The organism is Lysobacter oryzae DSM 21044 (assembly GCF_059568595.1).
Window position 1 is genome coordinate 375,149 of the sequence record NZ_JCANTQ010000009.1, and the last position, 21,812, is coordinate 396,960.

20 protein-coding genes, 1 tRNA gene and 1 riboswitch are annotated in these 21,812 nt (G+C 68.3%); of the genes, 12 read left to right on the forward strand and 9 right to left on the reverse strand.

Translation table 11 applies throughout. The annotated features are described in order from the left end of the window. Positions 1 to 113: 113 nt before the first annotated feature. The 4 genes from BP05_RS05470 to BP05_RS05485 all read left to right on the forward strand — a co-directional run bounded on the left by BP05_RS05470 (position 114) and on the right by BP05_RS05485 (position 6,785). A complete protein-coding gene (locus BP05_RS05470; RefSeq protein ID WP_496361272.1) occupies positions 114 to 1,124 on the forward strand; it encodes a class I fructose-bisphosphate aldolase in 1,011 nt (336 codons plus the stop codon). Positions 1,125 to 1,526: 402 nt separating this feature from the next. After that, positions 1,527 to 2,642 (forward strand): efflux RND transporter periplasmic adaptor subunit, encoded by a 1,116-nt coding sequence (locus BP05_RS05475; RefSeq protein WP_496361274.1) that lies wholly within the window; start codon positions 1,527 to 1,529, stop codon positions 2,640 to 2,642. Between the two features lie 3 nt (positions 2,643 to 2,645). After that, a complete protein-coding gene (locus tag BP05_RS05480; RefSeq protein ID WP_496361276.1) occupies positions 2,646 to 5,786 on the forward strand; it encodes an efflux RND transporter permease subunit in 3,141 nt (1,046 codons plus the stop codon). Between the two features lie 60 nt (positions 5,787 to 5,846). After that, positions 5,847 to 6,785 (forward strand): TrmH family RNA methyltransferase, encoded by a 939-nt coding sequence (locus BP05_RS05485; protein ID WP_496361278.1) that lies wholly within the window; start codon positions 5,847 to 5,849, stop codon positions 6,783 to 6,785. 59 nt (positions 6,786 to 6,844) lie between these two features. On the opposite strand, the gene BP05_RS05490 is transcribed toward BP05_RS05485, so the two are convergent. From BP05_RS05490 to BP05_RS05505, 4 genes are all read right to left on the reverse strand, one after another. Continuing rightward, on the reverse strand, positions 6,845 to 8,257 hold the full coding sequence (locus BP05_RS05490) for a M28 family peptidase (RefSeq protein WP_496361280.1): 1,413 nt from the start codon (positions 8,255 to 8,257) through the stop codon (positions 6,845 to 6,847). Positions 8,258 to 8,402: 145 nt separating this feature from the next. Beyond that, complete coding sequence (gene mscL / locus BP05_RS05495) at positions 8,403 to 8,810, reverse strand: large-conductance mechanosensitive channel protein MscL (protein ID WP_496361282.1); 408 nt, start codon at positions 8,808 to 8,810, stop codon at positions 8,403 to 8,405. Between the two features lie 40 nt (positions 8,811 to 8,850). Continuing rightward, positions 8,851 to 9,600, reverse strand: a complete 750-nt coding sequence (locus BP05_RS05500) for a fumarylacetoacetate hydrolase family protein (RefSeq protein WP_496361284.1) — start codon at positions 9,598 to 9,600, stop codon at positions 8,851 to 8,853. Positions 9,601 to 9,603: 3 nt separating this feature from the next. Then, entirely contained in the window at positions 9,604 to 9,888 is a 285-nt protein-coding gene (locus BP05_RS05505) for a hypothetical protein (protein ID WP_496361286.1), read from the reverse strand. A gap of 142 nt (positions 9,889 to 10,030) precedes the next feature. Between BP05_RS05505 and BP05_RS05510 the strand changes: the two genes are divergently transcribed. After that, positions 10,031 to 10,348 (forward strand): Rieske (2Fe-2S) protein, encoded by a 318-nt coding sequence (locus BP05_RS05510; RefSeq protein WP_496361524.1) that lies wholly within the window; start codon positions 10,031 to 10,033, stop codon positions 10,346 to 10,348. A gap of 9 nt (positions 10,349 to 10,357) precedes the next feature. Here BP05_RS05510 and BP05_RS05515 read toward each other — a convergent pair whose 3' ends face one another. From BP05_RS05515 to thiS, 4 genes are all read right to left on the reverse strand, one after another. Then, positions 10,358 to 12,205 carry an SLC13 family permease gene (locus BP05_RS05515; protein WP_496361288.1) on the reverse strand — a complete coding sequence of 616 codons (1,848 nt, stop codon included), beginning with the start codon at positions 12,203 to 12,205 and terminating at the stop codon, positions 10,358 to 10,360. A 20-nt stretch (positions 12,206 to 12,225) separates the two neighbouring features. Next, positions 12,226 to 12,954, reverse strand: coding sequence for a tRNA (guanosine(46)-N7)-methyltransferase TrmB (gene trmB / locus BP05_RS05520; RefSeq protein WP_496361290.1), 729 nt, complete (start codon positions 12,952 to 12,954; stop codon positions 12,226 to 12,228). A gap of 139 nt (positions 12,955 to 13,093) precedes the next feature. Further along, positions 13,094 to 13,900, reverse strand: a complete 807-nt coding sequence (locus tag BP05_RS05525) for a thiazole synthase (RefSeq protein WP_496361292.1) — start codon at positions 13,898 to 13,900, stop codon at positions 13,094 to 13,096. A gap of 225 nt (positions 13,901 to 14,125) precedes the next feature. Next, a riboswitch (cyclic di-GMP riboswitch) is annotated at positions 14,126 to 14,215 on the forward strand. Between the two features lie 43 nt (positions 14,216 to 14,258). Then, the gene (gene thiS / locus BP05_RS05530; protein ID WP_496361294.1) at positions 14,259 to 14,459 is read right to left on the reverse strand and encodes a sulfur carrier protein ThiS; all 201 of its coding nucleotides are present in this window, start codon (positions 14,457 to 14,459) and stop codon (positions 14,259 to 14,261) included. Between thiS and BP05_RS05535 the strand changes: the two genes are divergently transcribed. The 7 genes from BP05_RS05535 (at position 14,458) to BP05_RS05565 (ending at position 20,729) form a co-directional block, all read left to right on the forward strand. Beyond that, a complete protein-coding gene (locus BP05_RS05535) occupies positions 14,458 to 14,634 on the forward strand; it encodes a hypothetical protein (protein WP_496361296.1) in 177 nt (58 codons plus the stop codon). The two genes, thiS and BP05_RS05535, sit on opposite strands and share 2 nt — an antisense overlap. Next, a complete protein-coding gene (locus BP05_RS05540) occupies positions 14,631 to 16,457 on the forward strand; it encodes an autotransporter domain-containing protein (protein ID WP_496361298.1) in 1,827 nt (608 codons plus the stop codon). The genes BP05_RS05535 and BP05_RS05540 overlap by 4 nt, the downstream gene beginning before the upstream one ends. A 111-nt stretch (positions 16,458 to 16,568) precedes the next feature. Then, positions 16,569 to 16,642 (forward strand) — tRNA-Gly (locus tag BP05_RS05545). 95 nt (positions 16,643 to 16,737) lie between these two features. Next, positions 16,738 to 17,277, forward strand: coding sequence for an ATP-dependent zinc protease family protein (locus BP05_RS05550; protein ID WP_496361300.1), 540 nt, complete (start codon positions 16,738 to 16,740; stop codon positions 17,275 to 17,277). Further along, positions 17,274 to 18,218, forward strand: coding sequence for a 30S ribosomal protein S6--L-glutamate ligase (gene rimK / locus BP05_RS05555; RefSeq protein WP_496361302.1), 945 nt, complete (start codon positions 17,274 to 17,276; stop codon positions 18,216 to 18,218). The genes BP05_RS05550 and rimK overlap by 4 nt, the downstream gene beginning before the upstream one ends. A gap of 390 nt (positions 18,219 to 18,608) precedes the next feature. Further along, entirely contained in the window at positions 18,609 to 19,289 is a 681-nt protein-coding gene (locus tag BP05_RS05560; protein WP_496361304.1) for a response regulator transcription factor, read from the forward strand. A gap of 93 nt (positions 19,290 to 19,382) precedes the next feature. After that, positions 19,383 to 20,729: a sensor histidine kinase gene (locus tag BP05_RS05565; RefSeq protein ID WP_496361306.1), complete on the forward strand. Its 1,347-nt coding sequence runs from the start codon at positions 19,383 to 19,385 to the stop codon at positions 20,727 to 20,729. 51 nt (positions 20,730 to 20,780) lie between these two features. Here BP05_RS05565 and BP05_RS05570 read toward each other — a convergent pair whose 3' ends face one another. Further along, positions 20,781 to 21,698: a branched-chain amino acid transaminase gene (locus BP05_RS05570; RefSeq protein ID WP_496361308.1), complete on the reverse strand. Its 918-nt coding sequence runs from the start codon at positions 21,696 to 21,698 to the stop codon at positions 20,781 to 20,783. Positions 21,699 to 21,812 lie beyond the last annotated feature (114 nt).

Consider the following 21,812-nt stretch of genomic DNA (forward strand, 5'->3'; position numbering starts at 1 on the left):
ACCGCGGCGGGGCGTACAGGGCGATGAACGGGCGCGCCGGACCCTCGGGTCCGGCCGCAGCGACGCCGCGGGCTATAATTTCGGTTTCCCCAGGCCCCGCAGGACCCCTTCACATGAGCATCGAACAGCTTGCCGAAATCGCCCAGGCCATGGTCGCCCCGGGCAAGGGCATCATCGCGATCGACGAGTCCACCGCCACCTGCGCCAAGCGCTTTGCCGGCGTGGGCATCGAGAACAACGAAGAGAACCGTCGCCGCTACCGCGAGCTGCTGCTGACCACGCCGAACCTGAGCGACTACATCTCCGGCGCGATCCTGTTCGACGAAACCATCCGCCAGTCCACCAGCGACGGCGTGCCGTTCGCCAAGTACATGATGGACCACGGCATGATCCCGGGCATCAAGGTCGACAAGGGCACGCATGCCCTCGCCGGTTGCCCGGGCGAAGTAGTGACCGAAGGCCTCGACGGCCTGCGCGACCGCCTCGCCGAGTACTACAAGCTCGGTGCCCGTTTCGCCAAGTGGCGCGCGGTGATCAACATCGGCGACGACATCCCCTCGGGCACCTGCATCGAAGCCAACGCCCACGCGCTCGCGCGCTATGCCGCGCTGTGCCAGGAACAGGGCCTGGTGCCGATGGTCGAGCCGGAAGTGATCATGGACGGCTCCCACGATATCGATGAGTGCTTCCAGGTCACCGAGGTGATGCTGCGTTCGCTGTTCGCCTCGCTGGTCGAGCACAACGTCGTGCTCGAAGGCTGCATCCTCAAGGCCTCGATGGTCGTGCCGGGCACCACCAGCGGTGAGAAGGTTTCGGTCGAGGAAGTCGCCGCCGCCACCCTGCAGTGCCTGAAGTCGACCGTGCCGGCGATCCTGCCGGGCATCGTGTTCCTCTCGGGCGGCCAGAGCGACGAGGACGCCACCGCGCACCTCGACGCGATGAACCGCATGGGCCCGAACCCGTGGCCGCTGTCGTTCTCCTACGGCCGCGCCATGCAGGCCGCCGCGCTCAAGCTGTGGTCGCAGGACCTGGTGAACAACTTCGCCGCCGCGCAGAAGACCGTTTACGCGCGCGCCAAGGACAACGGCCTGGCCGCGCTGGGCAAGTGGGAGAAGGCGGCGTAAGCAGTTCCCTCATGCGCCAACAAAACGCCGGCCTCGCGCCGGCGTTCTTGTTTTGGGCCGCCCGGTCGAGCAGCCACGGCGGCGCCGCCCTGCAGTCAGCGGCGCTGGAACCTGTGCATCGCCAGGCCGGCAGCGGGCTTCGGGGAGCCGCGCAGCAGGCGGCCAGGTCCGGTCCCGCAACGGATGGCCCCACCGCTGCCGCTGGCTGGCTTCATCGGCGGGGTTGGCGATGGCGTCCACGCCCGCTCGCGTAATGTCGCCCCGGCTGACCTCAATAATCGGCGTGGCCGGCGGCGCGCCCCGAAGATCCGGTTTTGCCGCATCGGGGCGCAACCATCGGGCCATACGTGGGGTCATGCCGCGCCCGTAGAATCGGCCCTTCCTCCGGCCCCACCCGTATCCATGCCCCCCTTCCTGTCCGCACGTCCGTATCGCGCCCTGCTCGCACTTGGCCTGGTCAGCCTGGTCGCCGCCTGCGGCAAGGGCGACGCGGAAGGCGGCAAGGGCGGCCAGCCGCCCGCGGCCGTGACGACCCTGCAGGTGCAGCCGGTGCGCTGGAGCGACGAACTCAAGGCGCTGGGCACCGCCAACGCGCGCGAGTCGGTGACCATCACCGCGAGCGTCAGCCAGACCATCGCCAGCGTCGAATTCGACAGCGGCGAGTACGCGACGAAGGGACAGCCGCTGGTCACGCTCGTGCAGGGCCAGCAGGCCGCCAACGTCGCCCAGGCGCAGGCGCAGCTGCGCAACGCGGAGCAGCTCTACGAACGCAACCGCAAGCTCGCGGACCAGCAGCTGATCTCGCGCGCCGACCTCGACACGCAGCGCGCCGCGCTCGAAGCCGCGCGCGCCCAGGTCGCCACGCAGCGCGCCACCGTCGCCGACCGGGTGATCCGTGCGCCGTTCTCCGGCGTGCTCGGGCTGCGCCTGGTCAGCGCCGGATCGCTGGTCACGCCGGGTACCCCGATCACCACGCTCGACGACGTCTCGCTGATCAAGCTCGACTTCACCTTCCCCGAATCCGCGCTGTCGCAACTGGCCGTCGGCCAGCGCGTCAACGCGCGCAGCGAGGCATGGCCGGGCGTGACTTTCACCGGCACCGTAGCCTCGATCGACTCGCGGGTGGATCCGGGCTCGCGCGCAGTCACCGTGCGCGCGGAAATCCCCAATGCCGACGGCCGCCTGCGCCCTGGCATGCTGCTCGACGTCGGCGTCGAACGCGCAGCACGCGACACCCTGGCGATCCCCGAGCTCGCGCTGCAGCAGAACGGCACGCAGGCCAGCGTGTTCCGCGTCGAGCCGGGCGACAAGGTCAAGGAAGTGCCGGTGAAGATCGGCTCGCGCCGGTTCGGCGAAGTCGAGATCGTCTCGGGCCTCAAGCCCGGCGACCGCATCGTGGTCGAGGGCACGGTCAAGCTGCGCGACGGCGGCAAGATCAAGGACGTCGGCACCAAGGCGGCGGGCGGCGCGCAACCGGGCGAAAGCGCCGACGGCACCCGCCCCGCGAAGGGAGGCTGAGCCGTGCTGCTTTCCGACGTCTCGATCAAGCGTCCCGTCTTCGCGACGGTGATGTCGCTGATCCTGATCGTGCTCGGCGTGGTCTCGTTCACCCGCCTGCCGTTGCGCGAACTGCCCGACGTCGATCCGCCGGTGGTGTCGGTCAATACCAGCTACACCGGCGCCTCGGCGGCGGTGGTCGAGAGCCGCATCACCCAGGTGCTGGAAGACGCGATCAGCGGCATCGAGGGCGTGGACCTGATCACCGCCACCAGCCGCAACGGCCGCTCCGACATCAACATCGAGTTCACCCTCACGCGCGATATCGAGGGCGCCGCCAACGACGTGCGCGACGCGATCAGCCGCGTCAGCAACCGCCTGCCCGAGGACGTCGACCCGCCGCAGGTCGCCAAGCAGGACAGCGACTCTTCGCCGATCATGTTCCTCAACCTCAGCGATCCCCGGCTGAGCGCGCAGGAGCTGACCGACTACGCCGAACGCAACCTGGTCGACCAGTTCTCCTCGATCGATGGCGTCTCCTCGGTATTCGTCGGCGGCGGCCAGCGCTACGCGATGCGGGTCTGGCTGGACGCCAAGGCGCTGAGCGCGCGCGGGCTCACGCCAGACGACATCGGTACGGCCTTGCGCCGCGAGAACATCGAGCTGCCCGGCGGCAGCATCGAATCGCAGACGCGCGAGTTCGCGCTGCGGGTGATGCGCGGTTACGAAACCCAGGAAAGCTTCGCCGGCCTGGTGGTCGGCAAGGGCGCCGACGGACACGTCATCACCCTGGGCGAAGTGGCGAAGGTCGAACTGGCCACGGAAGAGCGCCGCGCCTACTACCACGGCAACGGCGTGCCGCAGATCGGCCTGGGCATCGTCGCCACGTCGACGGCGAACTCGCTGGAGGTGGCGCAGAAGACCCGTGCGCTGGTGGAGCAGGTGTCGAAGACCCTGCCGCCTGGCATGCAGATGACCGTGGCCTTCGATTCCACGGTCTTCACCGAGGCCGCGGTGGACGAGGTCTACAAGACCCTGGCCGAGGCGATCGCGCTGGTGCTGCTGGTGGTGTTCGTGTTCCTCGGCAGCGCGCGCGCGGCGCTGATCCCGGCGGTCACCGTGCCGGTGTGCATCACCGCCGCGTTCATGGCCCTGTACGCCTGCGGATTCTCGATCAACCAGCTCACCCTGCTGTCGCTGGTGCTGTCGATCGGCCTGGTGGTGGACGATGCCATCGTCGTGCTGGAGAACTGCCAGCGCCGCACCGACCTGGGCGAGCCGCCGCTGCTCGCGGCGATGCGCGGCACGCGCCAGGTCGCTTTCGCGGTGATCGCCACCACGGTGGTGCTGATCGCGGTGTTCCTGCCGATCGCCTTCATGGAGGGCAACACCGGTCGCCTGTTCCGCGAGCTGGCGGTCGCGGTCGCCGGGGCGGTGGCGATCTCCGGATTCGTCGCGCTGACGCTGACGCCGATGATGTGCTCGCTGCTGCTGCGCCCGCACACGCATGGCATCGCCGGTAAAAGCCTCGGCTTCAACAACTGGGTAAACGGGCGCCTCGACACGCTCACGCGCTGGTACCGCGGCCTCGTCGGCAAGGTGGTCGGCCGCGGCTGGCTGCTGGCCGCGGCGATGGCGACGACGTTCGTCATCAGCGGCGTGCTGTTCAAGCTGGTGCCGTCGGAACTGGCGCCGGCCGAGGATCGCGGCGACTTCAACGTCTCCATCACCGGGCCGGAAGGCGCGGGCTACGACTACATGGTCCGGCAGATGGCCGGGATCGAGAAGCGCCTGCTCGAATACACCGGCGACGGCAAGCCGGTGGCGCGCGTGATCACGCGCGTGCCGGGCGGCTTCGGCGGCCAGAGCAGCGGCTTCAACACCGGTCGCGCGACGGTGTTCCTCAAGCCGTGGGACGAGCGCGACGTGACCACGCAGGACGTGATGGACCAAGTGCGCAAGACGATGGCCGGCATCCCCGGCGTGCGCATCACCACCGAGGTGCGGCAAGGCCTGGTCCGCGGTTTCGGCCGCCCGGTGCAGTTCGTGCTGCGCGGTCCGACCTACGAGACCGTGGCGCAGTGGCGCAACCGCATGCTGGTGCGGATGGAGGAGAACCCGCGCTTGCTGAACGTCGATTCCGACTACAAGGAAACCCTGCCGCAGATCCGCGTCGACATCGACAAGGCGCGTGCGGCCGACCTGGGCGTGCCGGTGCAGGCGATCGGCAATGCGCTGCAGACCATGCTCGGCTCGCTGCGCGCGGGTACCTACGAGAAGGATGGCGAGGAGTACTACGTCATCATGCAGGCGCCGCTGGAGAGCCGCCGCGACCCCACCGACATCACCGGCCTGTACGTGCGCTCCACCACCACCGGCAAGCTGGTGCCGCTGTCGAACCTGGTGAAGCTGAGCGAGAACGCCGAGGCAGGCACGCTCAGCCGCTTCAACCGCATGCGCGCGATCACCCTCAGCGCGGGCCTGGCGCCGGGGTACACCGTGGGCGAGGCGCTCGACTACCTGCGCGGCCTCGCCGCGGAGGAGCTGCCGCCGGAAGCGCAGGTCGACTACAAGGGCGAATCGCGGGAATTCATGAAGTCCAGCGGCGCGATCTTCTTCACCTTCGGCATGGCCCTGCTGGTCGTGTTCCTGGTGCTGGCGGCGCAGTTCGAAAGCTTCCTGCATCCGCTCGTGATCATGCTCACCGTGCCGCTGGCGATGCTCGGTGCGCTCCTCGGCCTGACCATCTGGGGCGTCAGCCTGAATCTCTACAGCCAGATCGGCATCGTCATGCTGGTCGGCCTGGCGGCGAAGAACGGCATCCTGATCGTCGAGTTCGCCAACCAGCTGCGCGACGAGGGCCGGACCGTGCGCGAGGCGATCGTCGAAGCGGCGACCGTGCGCCTGCGCCCGATCCTGATGACCTCGGTGGCGATGATCTGCGGTGCGATCCCGCTGATGCTGTCCAGTGGCGCGGGCGCCGCCAGCCGGGCCAGCATCGGCGTGGTGATCGTGTTCGGCGTGGCGTTTTCGACGCTGCTGTCGCTGCTGGTAGTGCCGGCGTTCTACGCGTTGCTGGCGCCCTACACGCGCTCGCCCGACGCGGTCGCGCAGGAACTGGAGAAGCTCGAGCAGGTCACGCCGCCGGTCAGCGGGCACGCCTAGCGCCGCGGCAGGATCGGCTTTCCGCGCCGCCTGTCGATGGCGACGCGGTAAGCTGCGCGCATGTCCGAACACCGTTCCCGTCCCCCGCGCCCGCCCGGCGCGGGACCCTGGAAGTCCCCGACCTCGCCCCCGGCCCGCGACCGCGCGCCGCGATCGCACGACGCGCCACGCGCTTCGCACCCGCATCCGGCGCCGCGGGTGCCCGTGCGCAGCCACGATGAACCCTGGCACGAGGAAGGCATGGAAGCAGCGCATCCGGCGCGTGCGCGCCGCGACACCGAGTTGCGCCTGTACGGCCTCAACGCCGTGCATGCGGTGTTCGCGCGCCGCCCCGCGGCGATCCGCAAGCTCTACCTGGTGGAGTCGCGCATTCCCGCGCTGCAGCCGCTGTTGAAGTGGTGCGTGGCCCATCGCGTCGGTTACCGGGTGGTGGAAGAGGGCGACCTCGACCGCCTCGCCGCCAGCACGCACCACGAGGGCGTGGTCGCGGACGTCCTGCGCGAGGAACCGCAATCGCTGTCCACCTGGCTGCGCGACCTGCGCGACGGCCCGCAATGCGCGGTATGGCTGGATGGGGTCGGCAACCCGCACAACTTTGGCGCGATCCTGCGCTCGGCCGCGCATTTCGGCGTCAGCGCGATCCTGCTGCCCAAACATTCGCCGCTCGCGCTGTCGGGCGCCGCCGCGCGCGTGGCCGAAGGCGGCGCGGAAGCGGTGCCAATGGTGCGGCTGGGCCGCCAGGACAATGCGCTGGCGCAGCTGCGCAGCGCCGGTTTCGCCTTGGCCGCGACAGTGGTGAAGGGCGGGCAGGACGCCTTCGACGCCTCGCTGCCGCAGCGACTGGTGTTCGTGCTGGGCAGCGAAGGCGAGGGCATGGACCCCGAGCTGGCCGCCGCCTGCGACCTGCGCCTGTCGATTCCCGGCACCGGCGCGGTGGAAAGCCTCAACGTCGCCGCGGCCACGGCGGTGCTGCTGGCGGCGTGGCGTTCGCGCCTGTAGCGCGCGGCGCGTAACAAAAAAAGCCCGGGAATTCCCGGGCTTTTTCGTTTGCGCGGAATTCATTCCGACGGCGGTGAGACGGTCTTCGCCTCGCTGCCAAAGTCGCCGTCCGCGCTGGCGGCGAGGTAGGCGAACACCGCATACGCCGCGACGTTCTGCGCCAGCGCCTTCGGATCGATCTTGTCGAGCGTGTCGTCCGGGGTGTGGTGGTAGTCGAAGTAGTCGCTGCCGTCCTGGCGCAGCGAGGCCCAGGCCAGGCCCTGCGCGGCGAACGGGCTGATGTCCGGGCCGGGTCCGCCTTCGTCCGGCGAATGGGCGATGCCCAGCGGCGCCAGCACCTCGGCGATCTGCTTCACCGCGGCCTGCGCGTAGTCCGGTGCGCCGCTGCGGAAGGCATAGATGCGGCCGGCGCCGAAGTCGCTCTCCGCGGCCAGCTGGTGCTTGCGGATGTCGCCCACGTGCCTGGCCGCGTACGCCTTGCCGCCGTACAGGCCCTGCTCCTCGTTCGCGAACGCGACGACGCGGATCGTGCGCAGCGGCCGCTGCTTGAGTTCGCCGATCAATGCGCCCGCGGCCATCGTCAAGCCCACGCCTGCACCGTCGTCGATCGCGCCGGTGCCCGGATCCCATGAGTCCAGGTGCCCGCCGATCAGCACGACCTCATCGGGCTTGCCGCGGCCGCGGATCTCGCCGACCACGTTGTGCGACACCGCCTCGCCGTCCCAGCCGCAGTCCAACGCCACGCGCACCCGCACCGGGCCGCGCGCGAGCAGGCGGGTGAGCTGGTCGGCGTCGGGCGCCGCCAGCGCGGCGGACGGGATCGGCGTCAGCCCCTCGTCGAAGCGGGTGATGCCGGTGTGCGGATTGCGATGCGAATCGGTGCCGGCCGAGCGCATCAGGTAGGCGGCGGCACCGGCGCGGATGGCGGCCGAGGGACCGCGGCCGCGCACCTTGCTGCCCATGCCGTAGCCGCTGCCGTCGCGTGCGCGCTCCATGTGGTGGTCGATGAAGGCGATCTTGCCGGCGAGCGAACCGGCGGGTGCCGCTTCCAGCGATGCCAGGTCGGCGAAGCGCACCACCTCGGCCTCGACCGTTCCGCCCGGGCTGCCACCCAGGGCGATGAGCGTGAGGCGCTGGTGGTTGGCGCCGACGATTTCGCCATGTTCGCCGCGGCGCTCCCACTTCGGGAACCGCACTTCCTCCAGCCAGACCTTGTCGTAGCCCAAGGCCTTGAACTTGGCCTGCGCCCACTGCACCGCGCGGGTGTCGGCTTCGCTGCCGGCCAGGCGCGGGCCGACCTCGGTGGTCAGCGATTCGGTGACCTGGTAGCCGAGGTTGCTCGCCAGCGCGGTTTCGCGCAGCTGCGTGGCCGTCGCGACGGCTTTCGCCGGAATGGTCGTGGTGCGCGGTGCGGCCGGGAGCGGGCCGGCGGCAAGCAGGGAAGCAGCGAGAACCCACGGCACAACGCGCATTACGGCTCCTTTCGGGCGGCGGAAACGAGAGAGCCGCGAGCTTAACCGCCCGCGGCTCCCTTACGTTGTGCGCCACGCCACCGCAGGCGTGAGAGTTTTTGGCGGCAGCCGCGAGCCTCGCTCGCGGCTGCGCCCGGCTGCGTGGTCAGCGCTTGAGCGAATCGCGGATCTCGCGCAGCAACAGCACTTCTTCCACCGGCGCCGCCGGGGCGGCCTCGGCCGGCTTGCGCATGCGGTTGTAGGCCTTGAGCACCAGGAAGATGACGAAGGCGATGATCAGGAAATCGATGACCGCCTGGAAGAACATGCCGTAGCGGATGGCGGCTTCGGCGGCGACTTGCTTCCCGGTGGCGTCCAGTTGCGCCGGGGTGATCACGTACTTCCAGTCGGCGACGCTGGCGCCGCCGCTCAGCAGGCTGATCACGGGCATGACGATGCCGTCGACCAGGGCGGTGACGATCTTGCCGAAGGCGGCGCCGATGACCACGGCGACGGCCAGGTCGACCACGTTGCCGCGCGCGACGAATTCCTTGAATTCCGCAATCAGGCCCATCTTGTCCTCCCGTTGGATGGCACGGAGGTGCCGGGCCGGACTATACCGAAGCGGTCGGGGCGAGGATGACGCCCTGCAGCACCAGGTCGCTCTGCGCATCGGCGCGGTCGAGCCGCGCCTCGAACGTGTCGCCCGGCAGCAGCGGGCCAACGCCCGCGGGCGTGCCCATGAAGATCAGGTCGCCGGCGCGCAACGCGTACAGCTTCGACAGCTCGTGGATGATGTCGCCGACGTTCCAGATCAGGTCGGACAGGCTCCCGTGCTGGCGCACCTCGCCATTGATGCGCAGCGTGAGCGTGTGGCCATCGAGCGCGCCGAGGTCCGCGGCCGGAACGATCGCGCCGATGGGCGCGGCGTGCTCGAACGACTTGCCGGTATCCCAGGGCAGGCTCTTCGCCTTGGCCGCGGCCTGCAGGTCGCGGCGGGTCAGGTCGAGCCCGACCGCATAGCCGTAGACCAGCGACATCGCTTCGTCCGCGGCGATGCCGCCGATGGGAGCGTCGTGGCCGAGTGCGACGACGAGTTCCACTTCGTGGTGCAGTTCGCGCGTGCCGGGCGGATAGACGACGTGGCCATCGGTGGCGATGGCATCGGCGGGCTTGAGGAAGAAGGTCGGATTGCCACGCTCGGCCGGCGAAGTGGGCGCAGCTGCACCCATTTCACGCGCGTGCTCGGCGAAGTTGCGGCCGACGCAGTAGATCCGATGGACCGGGAAGCAGCTGTCCGGGGCGAGGCCGGAGCCGCGCACCGGAACACGCGGTTGCGGCGCTGCGACGACGACGTCGTGCATGCGTCAGCGCGGCAGCGAGACGGGATTGACTACGCGGAATTCGCCGTCGAGTACGCGCGGGTCGCGCGCGATGGGCTTGCCGCGCTGCTTCCACAGCTTGAACAGCAGGCCGGCACCGACCATCGCCGCGCCGACGAACACGCCGAACATCACCAGCACCGCCAGCAGCGCCAGCCCGACCAGGCCCAGCGCGACCCGCAGCGCGCGGTGGCGCGGCTTGCGCGGAGCAGTGAACGCGTTGCGCATGCGCGCATTGAACTGATCGAAGCGGAAGGCGTGGGCAAACATTCGTCGACGGACCCCGGTGGTGACACAATCCGGTCACGAGGACCGGGCGCGCAGTATCGGCCGGGCTTTCGGGTCAAGTGTGAGAACTGCGTTAAACAATGAGACCGTGGACACAACCGAGCCCAAACCACGCCCCGCATTGATGACCCTCGACGCCATTGCCGACGGCGGCTTTGCCGAAACCGAGGTGGTCATCGATGGCGATGCGGAATCGCTGATCCTGTATCGCCAGGGCGACGCGGTGCGCGCGTGGTTGAACATCTGTCCGCATGCAGGACGCCGTCTCGATTGGGCGCCCGGGCAGTTCCTCAAGAGCAAGGACGGCCTGCTCGTGTGTGCGGCGCACGGCGCGAGCTTCGAACTCGCGCGGGGCGAATGCGTGGGCGGCCCCTGCCGTGGTGAAGCGCTGCGCGCAGTGGTGGTGGAAGTGCGCGACGGACACGTGTGGCTCGCGTCGTAGCCGCCGCGATCAGCGGAACAGCAGCTCCACCATCGCCACCATCACCAGCGTGTACAGCATCGACAGCGGGCCGCCGATGCGCCACATCTCCTTGGCCGTGTAGCCGGCCGGGCCGGTGACCATCGAGATCACCGGGTTTGACGCGGTCATGAAATTGTTCGATGCCGATAGCGCGACGATCAGTGCAAACGCCGTCGGATTGCCTTCCGCAGCCAGCGCGAGGTTGATGGCCAGCGGCACCATCACGATGGTTGCGCCGACATGGCTGATCACCAGCGAGAACGCAGTGGTCAGGAACCCCACCAGCAGTTCCAGCACCCACACCGGGGTGCCGCTGGGTAGCTGTTCCAGCGAATGCCCGGCGACCCACGCCGCGGCGCCGCTCGAATCCATCGCCCAGCCCAACGGGATCAGGCAGGCCATCAGGAACACCGTTCGCCAGTTGATGGCCGCATAGGCTTCGTCGATATGCAGCACGCCTGCGATCAGCATGCCGGCCACGCCGGTCATCAGCGCGATCGACACGGGCAGGCGCGAGGACAGCGCCAGCAGCATGGATACCGTGAAGATGGCGAGGGCGATCTTGAGCTTGTGCGGACGCTGCTCACCCTTGGGGTAGTCGGTGACGACGACCAGGTCCTTGCTCTCGGCCGCTTCCGCCAGGTCGGTCCAGATGCTGTGCAGCACCAGCATGTCGCCGCTGCGCAGGGTCACGCCGCGCAGGTCCTCGCGCAGCACCTGCTTGTCGCGGTTCACCGCGAGCAGGCTCAGGCCGAGGTTCTTGCGCAGGCCCAGGTCGCCTGCCTTCATGCCGAGGAACTTCGACGTCGGCGGCAGCACGGCCTCGGAGATGCCCGCGCGGCTGGGATTGAACAGGTCGGAGAAGTTGCGCAGGCGCGAGCTCAGGCGCAGGAAATTGTTCTGCGCGAAATCGCCGACCACCTGCTTGTCGCCCATCGCGCCGAGGACACTGCCGACCCAGATGCGCGCATCCGCCGGCGGCGCCAGCCGCGACTCGTCGCCCGTCTTCAGCGCGAGCAGCAACGGCGCGCCGCGCAGGGCTTCGGCCTCACCGACCGACATGCCGACAAGGGGGCTGTCGGCGCTCACGGTGAGTTCGTAGACATCGCCTTCGATGCCGTAGGTCCTGGCGAAGTAGCTCTGCGTGCGCGCGGGCGTGGCGCCGCCGCCGGCCTCCTCCTTTCCCTGCAGGCGCTTGTCGCCGAAGAAGTGGAAGTAGGCGAGGGAGAGGGCGAGCAGCGCCAGGCCGATCGGCAACGGCGCGAACATCTTCAGCGGTTCGATGGTCGCCGCGCCCGAGGGCAGGTTGGCGTTGGCCGCCACCAGCAGGTCGTTGAGCAGCATCAGCGGCGAGTTGCCGACCATGGTCAGTGCGCCGCCCATCACGATGGCGGCGGCGATCGGCAGCAGCAGGCGCGGCAGCGACAGGCCCGTGCGCGAGGACAGGCGCGAGGCGACGGGCATGTACAGCGCCATCACCGACGGGTTCTGCATGAAGGAAGAATTCAGTCCGGCGATGGCCGTCGTGAACAACAGCAATCGTTGTTCGATGCCGTTCGCCCGTCGCAGCAGCCAGCCGGCGAGCCGGTTGAGCGCGCCGGTACGGTCGAGGCCGGCGCCGAGGATCATCGTGGCGACGATGCTGATGACCGCGTTGCCGGAGAATCCGTTGAACAGCAGTTCCGGTTCGACCAGGCCGGACAAGCCGAGCAGGACCAGCACTACGAGGGCGACGACGTCCGCGCGGATGCGTTCGAACAGGAACATCACCATCGTGAACACCACCAGCCCGAGAACGAGCTTCATGTCGGTGGTGAGCGGGAGCGCGGTGTCCATGCCGGGGCGTCAGCGGGTCATCAGTTCTTGTCGTAGAGAAGGTCCCAGACGCCGTGGCCGAGATTCTGGCCGCGGGTCTCGAAATGCGTTTGTGGCCGCCATTCCGGCCGCGGCACTGATCCGCGCTCCCCAGCTCGATTGGCGATGCCCGGTGTGGCGTCGAGTACGTCCCACATCTGCTCGGCATAGTCGTGCCAATCGGTGGCGAGGTGCAAGCGCCCGCCGCTGGCGAGTTTGCCCACGATCAGCTTGGCGAAGTCGGGCTGCACGAGGCGACGCTTGTTATGGCGCTTCTTGTGCCACGGATCCGGGAAGTAGATCCGGATTTCATCGAGCGAGCCGTCGGCGATCTCGTGGGTCAACACCTCGACCGCGTCGTGGTGGTAGAGGCGGACGTGGTCGCTGCCGTCCTGGGCAAGCGCGTTGAGCAGCCGTCCGACGCCCGGGGCATGCACCTCGATGCCGATCAGGTCCCGATCCTTGTCGTGCTGCGCGGCGAAGCGCAGCGCCTCGCCATTGCCGAAACCGATCTCGACCACGCGCTTGGCCTTGCGGCCGAACACGGCGTCGAAGTCGCGCGGCCGACCGGCGTAGTCCAGCCCGAAACGCGGCCACAGTTCGTCGAAGGCGCGCTGCTGCGCGGGGGTGAAGCGCCCTTGCCGCAGCACGAAGCTGCGGACCTTGCGATGGCCTTCTTCGATGGTGAAGGGCTTGGGCGGTGCTTTTCGGTGGTCGTGTGTGTCGGTCACGCGCGGCTTTTCAAAGGAAGTCTGGTGAGGCGTTACGGTTGCCATCCTGGCGCGACGTCATTGCCCGTGGAACGCCCGGCCCGGCCATCCATCGCCGGGCATTCGCCGGAGCGCGAGCCAATGGCCCGCAAGCGCCGGCTCACCCGATCAGTCCATCCACCGGCGAGGAGGCGCTCGCATAGCGCTTGCGCGGAATGCGCCCGGCCTTGAACGCGGCGCGTCCGGCTTCCACCGCGAGCTTCATCGCGTGCGCCATCAGCACGGGATCCTTCGCGCCCGCGATCGCGGTGTTCATCAGCACGCCGTCGCAGCCCAGTTCCATCGCGAGCGAGGCATCGGAAGCGGTGCCGACGCCGGCGTCGACGATGATCGGCACCTGCGCGTTCTCGACGATTTCGATCAGGTTGTAGCGGTTCTGGATGCCCAGGCCCGAACCGATCGGCGCGGCCAGCGGCATCACCGCGACGCAGCCGATTTCTTCCAGGCGCTTGCACAGGATCGGGTCGTCGCTGGTGTAGACCATGACGTCGAAGCCGTCCTTCACCAGCGTCTCGGCCGCGGCCAGAGTCTGCACCACGTCGGGGTAGAGCGTCTTCCGGTCGCCCAGCACTTCGAGCTTGACCAGGTTGTGGCCGTCCAGCAGCTCGCGCGCGAGGCGGCAGGTGCGTACCGCATCCTCGGCGGTGTAGCAGCCTGCGGTGTTGGGCAGGATGGTGTAGCGGTCGGGCGGCAGCACCTCGAGCAGGTTCGGCTCGCCCGGGTTCTGGCCGATATTGGTGCGGCGGATCGCCACGGTGACGATCTGCGCGCCGGCGGCGTCGGTGGCGCGGCGGGTTTCGTCGAGGTCACGGAACTTGCCGGTGCCGGTGAGCAGGCGGGAGGAGTAGGCCTTGCCGGCGATGACCAGGGGGTCCGCGGGCGGCGTGAACAGTGCGGGGAGCGTCATCCGCGAATTTTAGCAGTGAGGCCGCCGCCGCCGGGGCCGGACCGGTTGTGCCCGCCATCGACCGTCCGTCGCATGTCTGCGACCCGTGCATGCGAGCGTGGCCGCCTCCGGGATTCGGCTGCGTTGGGACAATAAGCAGAATGCGTTACAGCCCGGACCAGGAAGCGTTCCCCTGCGCTTACCCCCGGCACGACTAGTTCTGCTACGCGCGGTTTACACCGTGCGGTACGCTAATGGCACACCCGGTGCGAACCGGGGCCGCAAAGCCACGGATCCCGGGCGACTCCCTCCGCCCGCGATGGCCGGACTTCCTTACCGCCGGTGTCTACCGCGCGTCACCTGCCCAAGCGTACGGCGATCAGCCTCCGCCCAGGGCGTGCACGATCTCGATCCGGTCGCCTTCGCCCAGCGTGTGTTCCCCGTGGCGGCTGCGCGGCAGGATTTCCCCGTTGATCTCGACCGCGACGCGACGTTCGCCCAGCCCCTCTGCCTGGAGCAGTTGCAGCACGGTCAACGCAGTGGCGAGCGCACGCGGCTCGCCGTTCAAGACGATGTTCATGGCGCCATTGTCGTTCGCCGCGGGCACGACGGCCAGCGGCCATGCCGCGCTGCCGCTTGTGCGCCGCGTCACGGCATGGTTCGATGCGGCTCCATCCGCTCGCGTATGCCTGCTGCGGCGTGATCGGAACAACCACAAGAACGCATTCACTTTTTTCGGGGAGAAAAATCGATGAAGAAGCCTGTCCGCCGTCTGCTTGCCGCCGCCCTGGCGCTGGCGTCTGCGCCCGCATTCGCGCAAACCTTTTCACAGACGGTCTTCTTCGGCGACAGCCTGACGGACTCCGGCTTCTACCGGCCGTTCCTGGTACAGAACGCCGGACCCAGCGCTGCCATCGTGGGCCGCTTCACCACCAATCCGGGCCTGGTCTGGTCGGAATATCTGGCTGGCCACTACGGCACCAATGCCTCGTCGGCATGGGGCCTGACCAACACGGGCATCGTGGCGGCCACGGGTACCAATTTCGCCGCCGGTGGCGCCACGGTGAAGCCGGGTCCCGGCTTCCCGCCGAGCGTGCCGACCCAGTTCGCGCCCTCGCTGGGCACGCAGGTCTCCGCCCACCTGGCGCGCAACGGCGGCCAGGCCGATCCGAACGCGCTCTACACCGTCTGGGGCGGCGCCAACGATCTGTTCTTCGCGCTCAACGGTGCGATCACCACGCAGCAATTCCTCGGTTCCGCGCAGACCCAGGTCGGGCTGGTCAATACCCTGACCGCGGCGGGCGCGCGCTACATTCTGGTGCCGAACCTGCCTGACGTCGGCCTGACCCCGTTCGGCCTGTCGCAGGGTCCCACCGGATCGGCCGGCATCACCGCGCTGGTGAACGCCTACAACCAGACCCTGTTCGGTGGCATCGCCCAGCAGGGGCTGCGCGTGATCCCGCTCAACGACTACGCGCTGCTGCACGAAATCAGCGCCGATCCGGGCGCCTACGGGTTCAACAGCGCCACCACCCCGGCCTGCACCGGCAGCTCCCTCACCTGCGTGAGCACCGGCAGCGGCCGGGCCTTCGCCGATGGCGTGCATCCGAGCACCGAAGCGCACGCGATCATCGCCGAGTACGCGGTCTCGGTGATGGAAGCGCCGCGCCAGATCGCACTGCTGCCGAATTCGGCGGCGATGGTCGGCCGCTCGCGCGCCGAGCGGGTTGCCGCGCATGCGACCAGCCCCGACGCGGACGGCATGAAGTGGTGGAGCGACCTGCGTGGCGACTTCCAGCGGTATGCCCACGGCAACGTGTACGACGGGGCCGGTCCGACCCTGACCTTCGGCGTCGACTGGAACAGCGGCAACTTCGTGTACGGCGGGTTCGCCGGCTACGGCCGCCAGGCCCAGGACTTCGGCCATCGCGGTGGCAGCTTCGACCAGACCGACCTGAGCCTGGGCGGTTTCATCGGCTGGTACGGGGACAACGGTGCATGGGTCAATGGCCAGCTGAGCTGGAGCCAGGTCGACTTCGACATCGATCGTGAAGTCGTGCTCGGCCAGGCGGTGCGCAAGCACAGCGGCTCGGCCGACGGCGAGAACCTGACCGGCGGCATCAGCGCGGGCTGGGAGTTCGGCGAAGGCGCGCTGCGCCACGGCCCGGTGATCAGCGTGCTCGCGCAGCGCATCGACGTCGACGGTTTCGCCGAAGACCACCCGGAGCTGTCGACTTCCCTGGCCTATTCGGACCAGAGCTTCGACTCGCTGATCGGCAGCGTCGGCTGGCAGGCGAGCTATGCCGCCAGTGAATCCTTCAAGCCGTACGCGCGCCTGACCGTGGATCGCGAGTTCGAGGACGCGCCGGCGGAAGCGTTCGCGCAACTGCAGTCGATGCCGGACACCGCGCCGTACGCGGTGCCGGGGGTCGAATTCGACCAGGACTACGGCACGCTGACGTTCGGCGCCCGCACCAAGGTCTTCGGCCTCGATGCCAACATCGGTACCAGCGTGACCGCCGGCCAGAAGAACGCGAACCACGCGACGGTGTTCGTCACCGTCGGCGCAGGCTTCTGACGGCCGCGCCACTGACCGCAGGACAACGAAGGGCCCCTCGGGGGCCCTTCATTGTTTCGCACCGCCCGCATTGCCAAGGCGCGCAGGCGGCGCATAGACTGCCCGCATCGGGCGGGTGTAGTTCAATGGTAGAACTTCGGCTTCCCAAGCCGATAGCGTGGGTTCGATTCCCATCACCCGCTCCAGTTCAACGCTTCCGGAACCGCCACGTCCCGAAGCAACAAAACCGTAACGGCAGTCGCGTCACAGTGACTGCCGTTTTTCTTTCGAGGGAATTCGCGTGGCGCAGAAGATTCCGGATGAGCGGATCGTGCTCGGCTGGCGCGAGTGGGCCAGCCTCCCGCGACTGGGACTGGCGTCCGTGCGCTGCAAGATCGACAGCGGCGCGCGCAGTTCGGCGCTGCATGTCGACCGCTGCTGGCGGTTCGTCGAACGTGGCGTGCCATGGGTGGGCTTCCAGCTCAGCAACGACGGCCACGGCGAGGCCCTGGTGCAGGCGGTCGCGCCAGTGTTCGATGAACGCGACGTCATCGACTCGGGCGGTCATCGCACCCGGCGCATCTTCCTGCGTACGACCTTGCAGCTGGCCGGCGTGGAACGCGAAATCGAAATAAACCTGACCGATCGCAAGCGCATGCTGTTCCCGATGCTGCTCGGACGCACCGCGATGGTGGATTGCTTCACCGTGGACCCGGCCCGGTCCTACCTGCACGGGCGCAGGAGCCTGGGTGCTCGCGAGGGCCGGCTCGCCCGTGCGACCAACGTGGCGGCCACCCCGCTGTTCAACCGGCTACCGATCTCCGACTCCAGGGTTCTATGAAACTTGCGATCCTCTCGCGCAACAGCAAGCTGTACTCCACCCGGCGCCTGGTCGAGGCCGCGCGCGAGCGGGGCCACAGCGTGCGCGTGCTGGATCCGCTGCGCTGCTACATGCGCATCGACAGCGACGGCTTCGCCATGCATTACAAGGGGCGGCCGATCGCCGGCTACGACGCCGTGGTTCCACGGGTGGGCGCGTCGGTCACCCGCTACGGCTCCGCGGTGCTGCGGCAGTTCGAGCTGATGGGCTGTTACACGCCCAATTCCTCCGATGCGCTGCTCAAGGCACGCGACAAGCTCCGCTGCCACCAGTTGCTGGCCGCCCAGGCCATCGGCCTGCCGGCGACGGTCTTCGGCGACAACCCCGATGACACCCACGACTTGTTGGCGATGCTCGGACCGCCGCCGCACGTCATCAAGCTCAACGAGGGCACGCAGGGCGCGGGGGTGATGCTGACCGAGAAGCCATCGGCCTCGCGCAGCGTGATCGAGGCGCTGCGTGGCCTGTACGCCAATTTCCTGGTGCAGGAGTTCGTCGCCGAGGCCAAGGGCGCGGACCTGCGTTGCTTCGTGGTCGGCAATGTCGTGGTTGCGGCGATGAAGCGGCAGGCGCCCAAGGGCGACTTCCGCTCCAACCTGCATCGTGGCGGCAGCGCCAAGGGCGTGAAACCGACCGCGATGGAGCAGGACGTGGCGATTCGCGCCGCGCAGGCACTCGGGCTGGGCGTCGCGGGCGTGGACCTGATTCGTTCCAAGCGCGGCCCGCTCGTGCTCGAAGTCAATGCATCGCCCGGACTGGAAGGCATCGAAGCCTCGACCGGCGTCGACGTCGCCGGGGCCATCATCGAGTACGTGGGAGGCCGGTTCAGGCGGGGGAGCCGCCGGGCGACGGCGGCAGGCAAGCCTCTTAACGAAAAAATAGCCGTCGGAAATTTCCTTTGAAATTCAGCCGGTTATTTGTTAAATGCTGGACGCCGGGCTGGTCAGTCGCGTCGAAATAACGAAATTTTACATGCCCCTTTTAACGGACTTTTAGTTCCCGCAGGCGTAGCCTGAGCACACCGGAATCCCGCTGCTTCCTCGTCAGTAGTCGGTCGCAGGATGACGGTAATCGGGGCAACACCCTTTTTGACCCGGATGCGGCGGCCCCGCATCCGGGTCTTTCTTTTTCGTGATTCCGATTGGCGATCGGATGCCGCGAGCGCGCGAAACGGCCAGTCACGGGATCGTTTCCAGTAGATTTGTTAATTTCCTCACGACGCTCCGGTCGCGCTGCTTCCGGAACCCGGCGGCGACCGCATGGTCGAAGCCCTACCTGAGACGGACGGACACATGCGCATCCTCGTCATCGAAGACAACCAGGACATTGCCGCCAACCTTGGCGACTTCCTCGAGGACCGCGGCCACACCGTGGACTTCGCCGCCGACGGCATCACCGGCCTGCACCTGGCGGTCGTGCACGAATTCGATGCCATCGTGCTGGATCTGAACCTGCCCGGGCTCGATGGCCTCGAGGTCTGCCGCAAGCTGCGCAACGAAGCGCGCAAGCAGACGCCGGTGCTGGTGCTGACCGCGCGCGATTCGCTCGACAACAAGCTCGCGGGTTTCGATTCGGGCGCCGACGATTACCTGATCAAGCCGTTCGCGTTGCAGGAAGTCGAGGTCCGGCTGAATGCGCTGGCGCGACGCGGTCGCGGCGTGCAGACCCGCGTGCTCAACGTCGCCGACCTCGAATACAACCTCGACACCTTGGAAGTGCGCCGACAGGGCAAGCTGCTCCAGCTCAACCCGACCGCGCTGAAGATCCTGCAGGCGCTGATGGAAGCCTCGCCGGCGGTGGTGACGCGGCAGGAGCTGGAAACGCGGGTGTGGGGCGAGGAACTCCCTGACTCGGATTCCCTGCGCGTGCACATCCATGGCCTGCGCGCGGTGGTGGACAAGCCCTTCGAGACGCCGCTGATCCAGACCCGGCACGGCATCGGTTACCGCATCGCTCCGCCGGAGAACGGCTGACGCGCCGACCCACGCTCGGCGCAGTAATTGCCGATACCGGGCCGGGCACACCGGCATGCTGCGTGCGCCGCGCGCGATCTCCCCTGGCCTGACATGTCCAACGAAACCGGCCCCGCTTCCCCACGCAAGTCGAAGACGCGCTACCGGCGCCAGCTGCGCAGCCGCATCATCCTGGCCTTCGTGCTGCTGGGCTTCGGGCTGACCGCGTTGTTTGCCTATGCGACCAACTGGACGCGCTCGCGCGTGGAGAACGCGCTGGTCGAGGACGTGATGAACCGCAACATCGGCGCGTTCGCCGAACAGTTCTCGCGAGATCCGAAGAACCCCGAATTCGCCGTCAACCAGATGCGCGCGTTCGTGTACACGCCGGACAAGTTCGAGTCGGTGCGCGTCAACCGCCCCGAGTGGTACGGGCTGGCAGACGGCATCCACGGCATCGTCGGCACCGATGAACAGGGACAGCCGCTGAGCTACAAGCTCGCGGTGCGCAAGACCCCGCAGGCCTGGTTCTTCCTCGCCTACGACATGACCCAGACCATGCGCGGCGAGGAGCAGTTCAACCGCGCGATCTATGTCTCCGTGGTCGTGTTCACGCTGCTGTCGCTGGTGGTGGGCCTGTGGGCGGCGTCGCGCGTGATGAGCCCCGTCATCGAACTCGCCAACCGACTCCAGCATTCGGGCAGCAGTTCCGAGCCGGAGGCGCTGGCCTCGCATTTCCCCGACGACGAGGTCGGCCAGCTCGCCGAGGCGCTGGACGACTACGCCGAGCGCCTGACCCACGTCGTCCAGCGCGACCGCGAGTTCAATGCCGACGTCAGCCACGAACTGCGCACGCCGCTGGCGGTGATCAGGGGCGCGGTGGAGCTGCTGCTGTCGAAGCCGGAACTGGACGAGAAGACCCGGGCCCGCCTGCAACGCATCCAGCGGGCCGAGCAGCAGTGCACCGACCTGATCAGCGCGCTCCTCCTGCTGTCACGCAACGAGCGTGGCCACGGTGCCACCGACGTCGCCAAGGTCGCCGAGCAGTTGCTCGATGCGCACCGCGCGCAGCTCGGCGGCAAGCCGCTGGAGCTGGTCCTGGAGGGACCGCGCGGCCTGGTGGTGGATGCGCCGGAAGCCGCGGTGTCGGTCGCGCTGGGCAACCTGATCGGCAATGCGGTCAAGTACACGACGCAGGGCATGGTCCTGGTGCGCGTGCATCCCAAGGCGGTGGAAGTGATCGACTCGGGCCCGGGACTGAGCGCGGAGGATGCGGCCAAGCTGTTCGAACGCGGCTATCGCGGCACGCATGCCGGGCATTCGCAGGGCGGCGGCATCGGCCTGTCGATCGTGCGCCGCCTGTGCGACCTGTACGGCTGGGACGTCCGCGTGCTGCCGGGCGGGTCCAAGGGCGTCGTCGCGATCCTCACGTTCGGCCGCGACCACGCGATGCTGGCCTGACGCAGGCATGAAAAAAGCCGGGTCGCCCCGGCTTGATTCGTTGCCGTCCGCTTAGAGCGGTTCCAACCAGCCGTGCTTGTCCTGGGTGCGGCCATCGAACAGGCCGAAGAACAGTTCCTGGATGCGGCGGGTGACCGCGCCGGGCTTGCCCGTGCCGACCTGGCGACCGTCGACGGAGCGGATCGGGGTGATCTCCGCCGCCGTGCCGCACATGAACAGCTCATCGCACAGGTACAGGTATTCGCGCGGCAGGTCGCGCTCGACCACTTCGATGCCGTGGTCGCGCGCAAGCGTGATGATGCTGTTGCGGGTGAGGCCATTGAGCAGCGCGGCGCTCACCGGCGAGGTATGCAGCGCGCCATCGAAGACCAGGAACAGGTTCTCGCCGGCGCCTTCGCTGAGCAGCCCGGTCGACGCGAGCGCGATGCCTTCGCCGAAACCCAAGCGACGCGCCTCGCGTGCGACCAGCTGGCCGGACAGGTAGTTGCCGCCGGCCTTGGCACCTGCCGGCAGGGTGTTGGGGGCGAAGCGCTGCCAGCTCGACACGCAGGCATCGATGCCCTGTTCGACCACGCTGGCGCCGAGGTACTGGCCCATCTTCCAGGTGGCGACGGCGACGTCGGTGGGCGTGTCGGCGGAGAGGCCGAAGCCACCCAGGCCGCGGTACGCCACCGGGCGCAGGTAGTCGGTGCTGTTGTCGTTCGCCTTGATCACTTCGCGGCAGCCCGCGTTGATCTCGTCGAGCGAATACGGAATCGCCATGTCGTAGATCTTGGCCGACGCGAACAGGCGCTTGTTGTGGTCGGTGAGCCGGAAGATCACCGGGCCCGAGGGCGTCTGGTAGGTGCGGATGCCCTCGAACACCGACGAGCCGTAATGCACCACGTGCGACATGACATGCGTGGTCGCCTCGGCCCAACGCTTGATCACGCCGTTGTGCCAGATCCATTCGGGGTAGTGCATGGCCATGCCGGTTCTCGCGGGGGAAAAAGACTGCCTAGTTTAACGCCCCGGGTCTGCGGGCAAGAAATGCCGCCACGAAGCAAACGGGCCGCGCGGCTTGCGCCGCGCGGCCCGGGATCG

Bases quoted from the DNA above. Each gene is read 5' to 3' on its own strand.
- BP05_RS05470 (WP_496361272.1), top strand. From the start codon at position 114: ATGAGCATCGAACAGCTTGCCGAAATCGCCCAGGCCATGGTCGCCCCG.
- BP05_RS05475 (WP_496361274.1), top strand. From the start codon at position 1,527: ATGCCCCCCTTCCTGTCCGCACGTCCGTATCGCGCCCTGCTCGCACTT.
- BP05_RS05485 (WP_496361278.1), top strand. From the start codon at position 5,847: ATGTCCGAACACCGTTCCCGTCCCCCGCGCCCGCCCGGCGCGGGACCC.
- BP05_RS05490 (WP_496361280.1), bottom strand. From the start codon at position 8,257: ATGCGCGTTGTGCCGTGGGTTCTCGCTGCTTCCCTGCTTGCCGCCGGC.
- mscL (WP_496361282.1), bottom strand. From the start codon at position 8,810: ATGGGCCTGATTGCGGAATTCAAGGAATTCGTCGCGCGCGGCAACGTG.
- BP05_RS05500 (WP_496361284.1), bottom strand. From the start codon at position 9,600: ATGCACGACGTCGTCGTCGCAGCGCCGCAACCGCGTGTTCCGGTGCGC.
- BP05_RS05505 (WP_496361286.1), bottom strand. From the start codon at position 9,888: ATGTTTGCCCACGCCTTCCGCTTCGATCAGTTCAATGCGCGCATGCGC.
- BP05_RS05510 (WP_496361524.1), top strand. From the start codon at position 10,031: ATGACCCTCGACGCCATTGCCGACGGCGGCTTTGCCGAAACCGAGGTG.
- BP05_RS05515 (WP_496361288.1), bottom strand. From the start codon at position 12,205: ATGGACACCGCGCTCCCGCTCACCACCGACATGAAGCTCGTTCTCGGG.
- BP05_RS05525 (WP_496361292.1), bottom strand. From the start codon at position 13,900: ATGACGCTCCCCGCACTGTTCACGCCGCCCGCGGACCCCCTGGTCATC.
- BP05_RS05535 (WP_496361296.1), top strand. From the start codon at position 14,458: ATGGCGCCATTGTCGTTCGCCGCGGGCACGACGGCCAGCGGCCATGCC.
- thiS (WP_496361294.1), bottom strand. From the start codon at position 14,459: ATGAACATCGTCTTGAACGGCGAGCCGCGTGCGCTCGCCACTGCGTTG.
- BP05_RS05540 (WP_496361298.1), top strand. From the start codon at position 14,631: ATGAAGAAGCCTGTCCGCCGTCTGCTTGCCGCCGCCCTGGCGCTGGCG.
- rimK (WP_496361302.1), top strand. From the start codon at position 17,274: ATGAAACTTGCGATCCTCTCGCGCAACAGCAAGCTGTACTCCACCCGG.
- BP05_RS05560 (WP_496361304.1), top strand. From the start codon at position 18,609: ATGCGCATCCTCGTCATCGAAGACAACCAGGACATTGCCGCCAACCTT.
- BP05_RS05565 (WP_496361306.1), top strand. From the start codon at position 19,383: ATGTCCAACGAAACCGGCCCCGCTTCCCCACGCAAGTCGAAGACGCGC.
- BP05_RS05570 (WP_496361308.1), bottom strand. From the start codon at position 21,698: ATGGCCATGCACTACCCCGAATGGATCTGGCACAACGGCGTGATCAAG.